This window comes from Pedobacter sp. (genome assembly GCF_040513095.1).
Taxonomy (GTDB): domain Bacteria; phylum Bacteroidota; class Bacteroidia; order Sphingobacteriales; family Sphingobacteriaceae; genus Pedobacter.
On the sequence record NZ_JBEVDX010000099.1, the window covers coordinates 1 to 8894 of the forward strand.

The 8894-nt window shown below is 41.9% G+C and carries 10 protein-coding genes; 4 read left to right on the top strand and 6 right to left on the bottom strand.

Annotated elements, in window-relative coordinates:
* Positions 1-378: 378 nt before the first annotated feature.
* The 4 genes from ABWY16_RS11805 to ABWY16_RS11820 form a co-directional block, all read right to left on the bottom strand.
* Positions 379-1614 (bottom strand): GAF domain-containing sensor histidine kinase, encoded by a 1236-nt coding sequence (locus tag ABWY16_RS11805; protein ID WP_353904844.1) that lies wholly within the window; start codon positions 1612-1614, stop codon positions 379-381.
* A 90-nt stretch (positions 1615-1704) separates the two neighbouring features.
* Complete coding sequence (locus tag ABWY16_RS11810) at positions 1705-2541, bottom strand: transporter (RefSeq protein ID WP_353904845.1); 837 nt, start codon at positions 2539-2541, stop codon at positions 1705-1707.
* Complete coding sequence (locus ABWY16_RS11815) at positions 2531-4264, bottom strand: FAD/NAD(P)-binding protein (RefSeq protein WP_353904846.1); 1734 nt, start codon at positions 4262-4264, stop codon at positions 2531-2533. Before ABWY16_RS11815 ends, ABWY16_RS11810 begins: the two co-directional genes overlap by 11 nt.
* 70 nt (positions 4265-4334) lie before the next feature.
* On the bottom strand, positions 4335-4916 hold the full coding sequence (locus ABWY16_RS11820) for a DUF1543 domain-containing protein (RefSeq protein WP_353904847.1): 582 nt from the start codon (positions 4914-4916) through the stop codon (positions 4335-4337).
* 124 nt (positions 4917-5040) lie between these two features.
* Between ABWY16_RS11820 and ABWY16_RS11825 the strand changes: the two genes are divergently transcribed.
* The 3 genes from ABWY16_RS11825 to ABWY16_RS11835 all read left to right on the top strand — a co-directional run bounded on the left by ABWY16_RS11825 (position 5041) and on the right by ABWY16_RS11835 (position 6630).
* On the top strand, positions 5041-5691 hold the full coding sequence (locus ABWY16_RS11825) for a hypothetical protein (RefSeq protein ID WP_353904848.1): 651 nt from the start codon (positions 5041-5043) through the stop codon (positions 5689-5691).
* A gap of 140 nt (positions 5692-5831) precedes the next feature.
* Entirely contained in the window at positions 5832-6194 is a 363-nt protein-coding gene (locus tag ABWY16_RS11830) for a response regulator (protein WP_353904849.1), read from the top strand.
* Between the two features lie 109 nt (positions 6195-6303).
* Positions 6304-6630, top strand: coding sequence for a hypothetical protein (locus tag ABWY16_RS11835; protein WP_353904850.1), 327 nt, complete (start codon positions 6304-6306; stop codon positions 6628-6630).
* Between the two features lie 107 nt (positions 6631-6737).
* On the opposite strand, the gene ABWY16_RS11840 is transcribed toward ABWY16_RS11835, so the two are convergent.
* Positions 6738-7061: a hypothetical protein gene (locus tag ABWY16_RS11840; RefSeq protein ID WP_353904851.1), complete on the bottom strand. Its 324-nt coding sequence runs from the start codon at positions 7059-7061 to the stop codon at positions 6738-6740.
* A gap of 229 nt (positions 7062-7290) precedes the next feature.
* Between ABWY16_RS11840 and ABWY16_RS11845 the strand changes: the two genes are divergently transcribed.
* Positions 7291-8484: a GAF domain-containing sensor histidine kinase gene (locus ABWY16_RS11845; protein ID WP_353904852.1), complete on the top strand. Its 1194-nt coding sequence runs from the start codon at positions 7291-7293 to the stop codon at positions 8482-8484.
* 36 nt (positions 8485-8520) lie between these two features.
* Here the strand turns inward: ABWY16_RS11845 and ABWY16_RS11850 are convergent.
* Positions 8521-8894, bottom strand: a 374-nt coding sequence (locus ABWY16_RS11850) for a transferrin receptor-like dimerization domain-containing protein (RefSeq protein WP_353904853.1), incomplete at its 5' end; no start/stop codon positions are given.

Here is an 8894-nt window from a genome sequence, read left to right on the forward strand (position 1 = left end):
GGAAATCGCCATTGCTGTTTCCGTTGAATGGAGTATAGTGAGTTAACATACCACCGTTAAGGCCGATTGACCAGGTACGGAAGTCTTTTTTGTCAAAACGTTTTGTTGTGTCAGAATTCATGTCCTGAGCAAACAAAGAAGTTGATAATCCTACTAAGGAAAGTATCAACGCAGATTTAGTAAATTTAGAAGCCATTTTATTTATTTATAAAGTAGATTGTTACTTCCACCTTAGAAATAATTCAGCCACACAACCAGTTTGTGTGATATAAACCCTAAAACTGTCTCGAAAGTACTTTAAAGGCTAAAATGAGCAGTTTTGCTCTTGTTTACCGCTGGGGAAAAAGTGTATATTATTTAATACACAAAGGGAGGATATTATTCAGGAAGATGCAGTGGAAGGGTAAACCAAAACGTTGTTCCGGTACCAACAATACTGTCAACACCTATCCTGCCGCCGTGCTTTTTAATTATTTCAGATGAAATATATAAACCAAGTCCCAGCCCTGAGTACTGGTAGCCGCTGTAATCTGCCCGGTAATATCTTTCAAAAAGATGCTTAATCTGTTCTTCCGGAATACCGGGACCAGTATCCCGCACCGTAATCTTTAGCTCAGAGGGCAGTTGCTCAGTAGCAATGTAAATTTTTTTGGAATCAGGTGCGTATTTCACTGCATTGTTTACAAGGTTCACCATCACCTGCTCGATCTGCTGCTCATCAGCCTCAAGCTCTATATCAATCAGACCCTCGGCAACCAATTCATGCGTACCCGCCACACGAATATGCTCGCTGCAGTCATCAACTACATCGGCAAAGTTGAAACGGGTTTTTCTCAGGTTCAGTTGTCCCTGCGTTATCCTGTTGCTGCCCAGAAGATCGGTGATGAGGGTGGTGAGCTTGTCAAGGCTTTTGTTGGACTGTGCAATCATTTTGATCATCATCTCCGGCTTCGGATTTTCTTTCATCCTGTCCATAATCTGCATCGCAGCCTTGAGGCTGGTTACCGGTGTCCGCAATTCGTGACTTGCCACATTGATAAACTCGTTAATTCTTGCATTGCTCTCCGCAAGCTGCTGATTGACCAACACCTGCTGCTCCCTGTCAAGCAGGTTTTGCAGCCTCAGTTCTATCTGCTCCATCACCAGTTTGGCCAGCCCTTCCAGTACTTTTCTGTCGTGATCATCAAATTTCCGGGGTTTGGTGTCTACCAGGCAAACTGTCCCAATCAGGCAGCCATCATGGGTAATCAGCGGTGCCCCTGCGTAAAAACGCAATCCAAAATCACCGCAGACCAGCGGGTTACTTGCTACAACAGGATCCTTGAGGGCATCTTCAATTACGTTTACGTCCGGTTTGAGAACAGTCAGTGAACAAAAACTCTCTCCCCTGGGGCCAACAGTATCATCCATCCCAACGTTAGATCCAAAATAAACCTCCTCATCATCTACCAGAGAAATCATGGCAATGGACGACTGAAAAATTTCCGCAACCAGTTTGGCAATACTTTTAAAAGAACTTTCGGCATATGTGCCAATGATTTTATAGCGTCTTAGCGCTTCAAGACGCTGAGGCTCACTGGGTAAAATGATTTCTGTTGCAAAAGTATTTTTCATGGGCGCTGTAATAGATCCATTATTCTCTTACGAGATAGGATTCTCCATAGTTTATCAGTGGTGAAAGTAGTAAAATAATGAACAAATACACTAAAATCTGAATGAAGTACCTATAAAGTAATTTTTCTCTGCATCAGTCTGCAGGCCGTAGTTCAAACCCGCATCCAGCTTTAAGTTCTTAGATACATCTACCTGTGCCGATGCATTCAGGAAATTAGACCAGTGGTGTTTTTTAAAATCATAGCGATAGTAAGTTTCTCCTATTCCTTCCAGATGTTTGATAATATCATGACTGATACTAAGTGATTGCATCAGTTCAGTATGCATAGCTTTTTCTTCTGAATCTTTCAGCCTGTCTGCTTCTACCTGTGTACCCAGGTTCCACTCGCCCGGCAGCCTGATCAGCATAGGAACAATTACGCCTCCTTCATATTTGCTGTCATCTGTATACCTTGCAGTGGGGAATTTAATATAGGGCAAAATGGCAAGGGAAAAGTTTCCTCCGTCGTTACCAAGTATATTCTGCTTGATGCGTATATTTATATCCCCTATACCGCGACCAGTTCTGGTTTCTCCTGTTTGTAGCTCTTTCTCCTTCTCTATAACAAAGCTCTGAAAGCCAAACTGAATGGATGTAGAATGCAGCAGGCCAATTTTCAGGTTCCCCTGGTTAAATAAGTGCGTATGCTGATCGCTTGTTTCTCCCTTCTCCTTTTCCAGCCGGTAAAGATCCGTTTCGTACTGGATATGACCTGCATCCACAGTATATGGTGACTCCGTCATATCTGGCCTGTCGGTTTCCATTTCTCTCAACTGCTGCCTTGGTACAGGATTAAATAAGGTGTAGGGTTTTTGGCTTTGCGCTTTAAGTATGCAGGGCATAGCAACCATCAAAGTGATTACCAGCCTGCAGAAGTTAATTTTCATGAAGATCGGGCGCAAGTTGGGTGATACTTTTTATAATTGTAGCTGATGCCGCTTCACAGAAGTCGAGCCCCGAGTAATCAGGGTTAAAGCCTCCGATGTAGGGAACGGCCATCATGTAGATGCGTTCATTCAATGCATTGTACTCATCAATAGCCTGGAAGCTGTCATTTATGGTGATTCCGGACACCTTCAGGTAATAATTACCTTTTCCATCTGTTTCCACATGCGAATCTTCATTCTCCATCGCTGCCCTTCCTACTGCTGCGTCCTGGAACATCAGGCGCGCAGGACTAACTGTTTTGCCAGAGCGCAAGCTCTCATAAGGCAGTTCCTGGTATGACATATGGGGCTGTCCAACGCAATCCACAAAAGTCTGGAATGGAGAGGCATGCGCTATTCCCGTTTCATCGGTGTAATGATAAACAATGCCTCCTTCCGGAACTACTTCGATATGGCTGTCATCGCCTACAGAAATGATATCGAGTACGCCGGCCTCATGCAGTGCAAGCAGTTCTTCAACTGAACTTTGAGGTACAAAGGCAATTACTATAGAGATGAGTGGCATCAGTACCTTTTGCAGGCGCTGCATGTCTTCGGCAGAGAAATATTTGGCAGGGTAGTTCATTGCGAAACTCAGCACCCCAAGCATCTCCTTCCAGTAAACAGACTCTTTTCGTTTGATAGATTTTGCCGCTTCGATATATTCTGCTTTGAATAACTGGAAAGGGTCCAGCCGTTCCCGCAAGTCCATCATCAGCTCCACAAAATCTTCGATCTTCATATCTTTGATTTTGGCATAAAACTCTGGTTCTTTAGTGCTAAGCAGCTGTTTAAAGTTTTTATCAAATACGTAATCCAGCGAGAGGAAACCGCCGTTTGAAGCTCTGTGTGCTGTTACATCTTCCTTGCTCAATACTGTATCTTTCCCCAGATGTGAATCTTCGAGGTGAAACCTGATCGCTGGCAACATCCCGTTACGGGAATGCATCACCAGCTTAAAGTCAGGGCTGGTATCAGCTGGTATATATATCAGTTTACCCTCAGTATCTTTGCTGAAGGACCCGTTATGTCTTGCCAGGGTTCTGATGCCGTCAATTGCTGTGAGAGATGAGCCTTTTATAGCTACAGCATGGTTTACCTGGAAAGCGAGCTTGGCCGGCGGATAGGGTGAATCAAAATATCCTGGTACCGTGCCTTCGTGTTTGACCGGCCAGTTATGCCCTGTGCAAATGATCACATGGTCATACTCATATTTGTCTCTCCCTCCTATTTCAACTACAACAACTGAGCGCTGTGGATGATCTATTATATCCGTCACTACGCTATTGAAATAGATATTGGTTGGAATGCCCTGTTCTGCGGCTTTCTGCTTCAGCAAAGTAAACTGTGCCGACAAATACTGTCCGAAGAGCAGACGGGGCAATACTTTGTAGTCATTGTAATTATCAGGATCGATATGGAAGCGCTGCAATGTTTCCTGGGGTACGGTCCTGATCCATTCAGCAATGCTGGTCACCAGATCAGGAATTTCATTGCCCGAAACGTTGGTTATATGCTCATCATTGGCACCATCGGTACTATAGGGCATACCAGCACCAAGGCTTTTTTTTCTCTCAAAAATATCGATGGTAATATCTGTCCTATTCTCATCTACAAATCTCTTGTACATGAACAGCCCGCTTGGGCCTCCTCCAAGAATGGCAATGCGTTTTTTTTCTTTCAATGGGTATGTGGGTGTGTGATTTAACTTCAAACTTAACAACGATTGATGCTTTTAGTTTTTCGGTGCATGATTATAATTTATCCAGCTTAAAATATCCCAGATGAACCTGATCTGCAGGTAAGTCAGCCGCAGGGGAAATAAGAATCTTATAGCGGTCTTTTTGCGCCGCACTGAGGATTTCTTCTATCTTATAGATATCATCTACATCAATTCCATATTTTTCATCGATATGCGAATTGGCGCCTTTGATACTGTTCTTTTTAAAAAATACAGTTTTTTTGGCGTGCTGCGTTGCCAGTGCCCTGTCGTCCTGAACAGTCAAAACTATATAATGCTGTTCTTCAAGGATATTTTCCTGATAACCGCCCAGATTGATAAAAAACAGGCTTTTCTCAGATGAACTGCTGCCATCTTCTTTCAACACTGCCCTGATCTGATACCCTTCAACAGCATTCACCTCCCGCCAGCCATCAATGTGTATGCTATTACCGGCCTCAGGCCAGAAAGCCTTGATTTCGGGCACCAGTTCCTTTAAGGATCTGGCTACGCCAAAGAAATAATCATGCTGTTCTACATTTCTCTGAGGGGCTTTGGAACCCAGTAACAGCATATAAAGTTTAAGTTCGGCCTGCGGCTCAGAAAATATGTCCATTTGATAAAGAAGTAAATTCTATTTATATTGAATGATAAAATTAAACAACTTTAATCCTGTACCGTTTGTTTTTTTATTTAACGAGTATATTTAACTAACATAAACAATAGCAAAACGCTGTCCTATGAAAGTTTCCAGAAATGACCCTTTTGATTTAAATCTCTCAGTAAGGGGTTTAGGTGTCATGATTACTTATATGCACTCAGATTTGTATGAGTACATGTATTATATGACGTTCAAACGTGCTATGAAATCACATGGTAAGGAATTTACAAATGCCTGGACAGAATCTATAGATCACCTTGATTTTTTCGAGCAGACTGACGATCCTTTTGTAAACAATATATATACTGCAACAGGCAGGTTGATTGACGCAAAACATGAGCTCAATATCCGCTGGGGAATTGATGAGGAAGAAGATCTGAATGATGCTCTTATAGTTGAGCAAGCCCAGCGTTACCGCCCCTATCTATTGCTTTTTAAAAAGTCCAAAAGTTATAAAAAGCTGACTCAGTATTATGAGCGGGCATTAACGGAATTCATTTCCTGCCTGTATTCTTATGCTTGTGCATATACTGCACAAAGCTTTAAGATCCCGATGGTCCTTAAAAAACAGTTTAATCAACCCGGGGCAGAATCGCTGAGGCTGTTAAACCATGATGATAATACTGTAGCCCTGCTCAGTGAACTGATTAGCGGCCTCAAAGAAGACCTGGAAGAACTCATTACATTGAGAGAGAAAAAATATAAAAAGAAGATTATTCCAACAACCTAGGTAAAACAATTTATCTGTACTCCCCTGACTGCTAAATCATTCCTGAAAACGTTGCATTTGTCCCTAACTTTTCGGCCTGCGGCCTGTTATTAAAACGCACTAAAGAACCAGGGGTAATACTGAACAACCAGATAGAAGGCATGGCATTAAAAATAATGGTCATAGAAGATGACGCAGAAATCTTATATATAGTTTATGTTCTTCTAAAAGAAGAAGGCCACGAAGTAATATATGAATCAGATTTATCGATCATTAAAGAGGTAAAGACTATTCAGCCTGACTTGATCCTGATGGACGAATTACTGGGCAATGAAAAAGGTAGCGCAGCCTGTAAAACGCTGAAGGCAAATGAAGAAACAACGCATATCCCTATCATTATGATGTCTGCATTACTCGGAATAGAAAAAATGGCCGCAGAAGCCGGTGCAGATGGTTTTCTGCGCAAACCCTTCGACAGGCAAGAGCTCTATACGCTGGTGAAACACTGGGACAAAAGCGCCTGACCGCAAGACCAGATGATCAAACATTAATTGTAGCAATTATGTACTAATTATTGATCCTTGTTTTTATTTTTATGCAAAGTTCATTCAATTAGTTACTTTAGTTTCCTCTATGACATTAAGTAAAGAAAAAACAAAACTTAACAAGCTATTAACCTCATTAACAGACGTCAGCTCGTTTGACCAGCAAAATCTGCTGATTGTTGAGGAAGGATTTATTGAATATGCAAAAATAATAAGGGTATTGTTTAAAGTGAGCCCCAATGTTTTTGCGAACCTCTACAACTATGATCTCGCAGAAATCAGAAGCCACAAAAAAAAGGTAAAAGAAGATTTTGATGATGAGGTACAACAAGCGCATTTCAAAGCTTATAAAGATGCCCTTGTACATGCCACTGAAAGCGCGATTGAATATATTACGGATTATATCCAGTTATAGTCCCTGAATGACAAAACGTGGCCGGTTTATATTATACAACAATAACTTCCGGAAACACAAAACAGACAAACTATAGGACAGAAGGCGGATTCAAGGATGGTTAATCATTACTGAACGTAACTGGAAATATATTCCATTGTTCTTTCAATAGCTTCTACAACAGAGTCACGATAGACTGTAAAATTTGTCTGTCTGGCTTTGGCAGTGTAACTTTCCTTAGTAAACTTTTTATTTTCTTTGATCTCCCTGAGATCGTAATTATAGAGGTTACCAAAAATATTAGGTTGTTTGGTGTATAAATTTTTGATAATTACAGCATATTCACGGTAGCCATCATTTACGATTTCAAGATTCAGGTCGTCTATGGTTTTTACACTTGCTACAGACACCAATAATTTTTCAAGCTTCACTTTTTCTTTACCAATGCTCATAAATAGATAATAGTTTATGTACGATATACGTTCAAAACTGTTGTTTGGTTTCATACCAAAATCAGAATCTATGACGCAGGGAGTTATTCATAGGGGTTTTTATCATTTATGATTAGGTATCTTCATCCTTTATTAGGTACTTTCATCTATATCTTCACAGAAACAGTAATTTTTATTCTTCGTTACGGATTGAATGTTTAAATTGCATTGATATTTTTTGGAGAGCACAATGTTAGATAATACCGACACTAAACTGCAGGCAGAAATTGAAATATTCAGCCGTATACCTGCTGTGGACAGTATCCTTGAAGTTATATGCAGGATCACGGGTATGGGTTTCGCCGCAGTCGCACGAGTAACCGAAGAAAGGTGGGTAGCCTGTGCTGTTAAAGACAACATCAATTTCGGATTGAAAGCAGGCGAAGAACTGGAGATTAAAACTACCATCTGCCAGGAAATTGAAAAAAATAAACAAACGGTAGTGATTGATCATGTAGCAACTGACGAAAAGTATGCAGACCATCATACCCCACTTTTATATGGCTTCCAAAGTTATATCTCTACCCCTATTACACTCAGTGGGAACCGCTTCTTTGGAACACTTTGCGCAATAGACCCCAATCCTGCGGTACTGAATACGCAAGAGACCATAGGGATGTTTAAATTATTTGCAGATCTCATCGCCTTTCACCTGAATGCGATAGAGCAAATTGAACTTTCTGCCACAAATTTACTGGAAGAACAACACACCTCAGAACTGCGTGAACAGTTTATTGCTATCCTGGGGCACGATCTCAGGAACCCTGTCGGAGCGATAAGAAACAGTGCCCAGCTGTTGCTCAGGATGCCACTGGACGACCGCGCATTGCGACTTGCCAATATCATCCAGGACAGCTCTTTCCGTATCACCGGACTGATTGAAAATGTACTCGATTTTGCCCGTGGGCGACTGGGGGAAGGAATAACGCTGAACCTGACTGAAAATGCGCCTATTGAATCGGCCCTTGCACAGGTAATTACAGAACTGAAAGCCATCTGGCCAAACCGCAGTATCGACATTGAGTTTAAACTAAGGGAACCCGTAAAATGCGATGCAGTGCGGATAGCACAGTTATTCTCCAATATATTAGGAAATGCCCTCACTTATGGCAAAGCTGATGAACCAGTCACTGTTAAGGTCACAAGCCATAATGGCGAGCTTGAACTCTCGGTAAGCAATTGTGGAGAGAAAATACCGGATGCTAAAATTGCCCGCCTCTTCCAGCCATTCTCGCGGGGCTCTGAAGAAAACAGTAAGGACGGGCTCGGCCTGGGCCTTTATATCGCCTCAGAAATTGCCCGTGCCCATCATGGTAAGCTCAATGTGGTTTCTACAGATGAGCAAACCTGTTTCACCCTCAGGATAGACAGCCGGTCCCTGTAATAAATCCTGTTTATTCCAGAAACCGGTCTGCTTATGTTATTTAACCAGCGCCGCAGCTTTATCAAGTGCAGCTGACAAGTTCCTGATAGATGAAGTAAGCACGGCAACCTGCTGTTTCACTTCTTCTCCATGGTATTCCTCAACCCCTTCCCGCAATCCCGGAAGCGTTTTTACACCGTAGCCTGTGTAAAATCCCGGAGCATAAATTGTATGTTTATACCATGGGCGTCTTGGTAAGCCATCTGCACTCAGCAGCTGTTTTTCTGCCTGATAAAGCAGGACGTTAAGTTTTTCAGGTTGTTTTATACCTTCCAAACCACTTTCAATAACCTTATTTAACTGATTAGCTGAAGCTTTAAGGCTGTCCACTGCAGTCTTTAACGCAGAATAATCAATGGCCGGCAATTCGG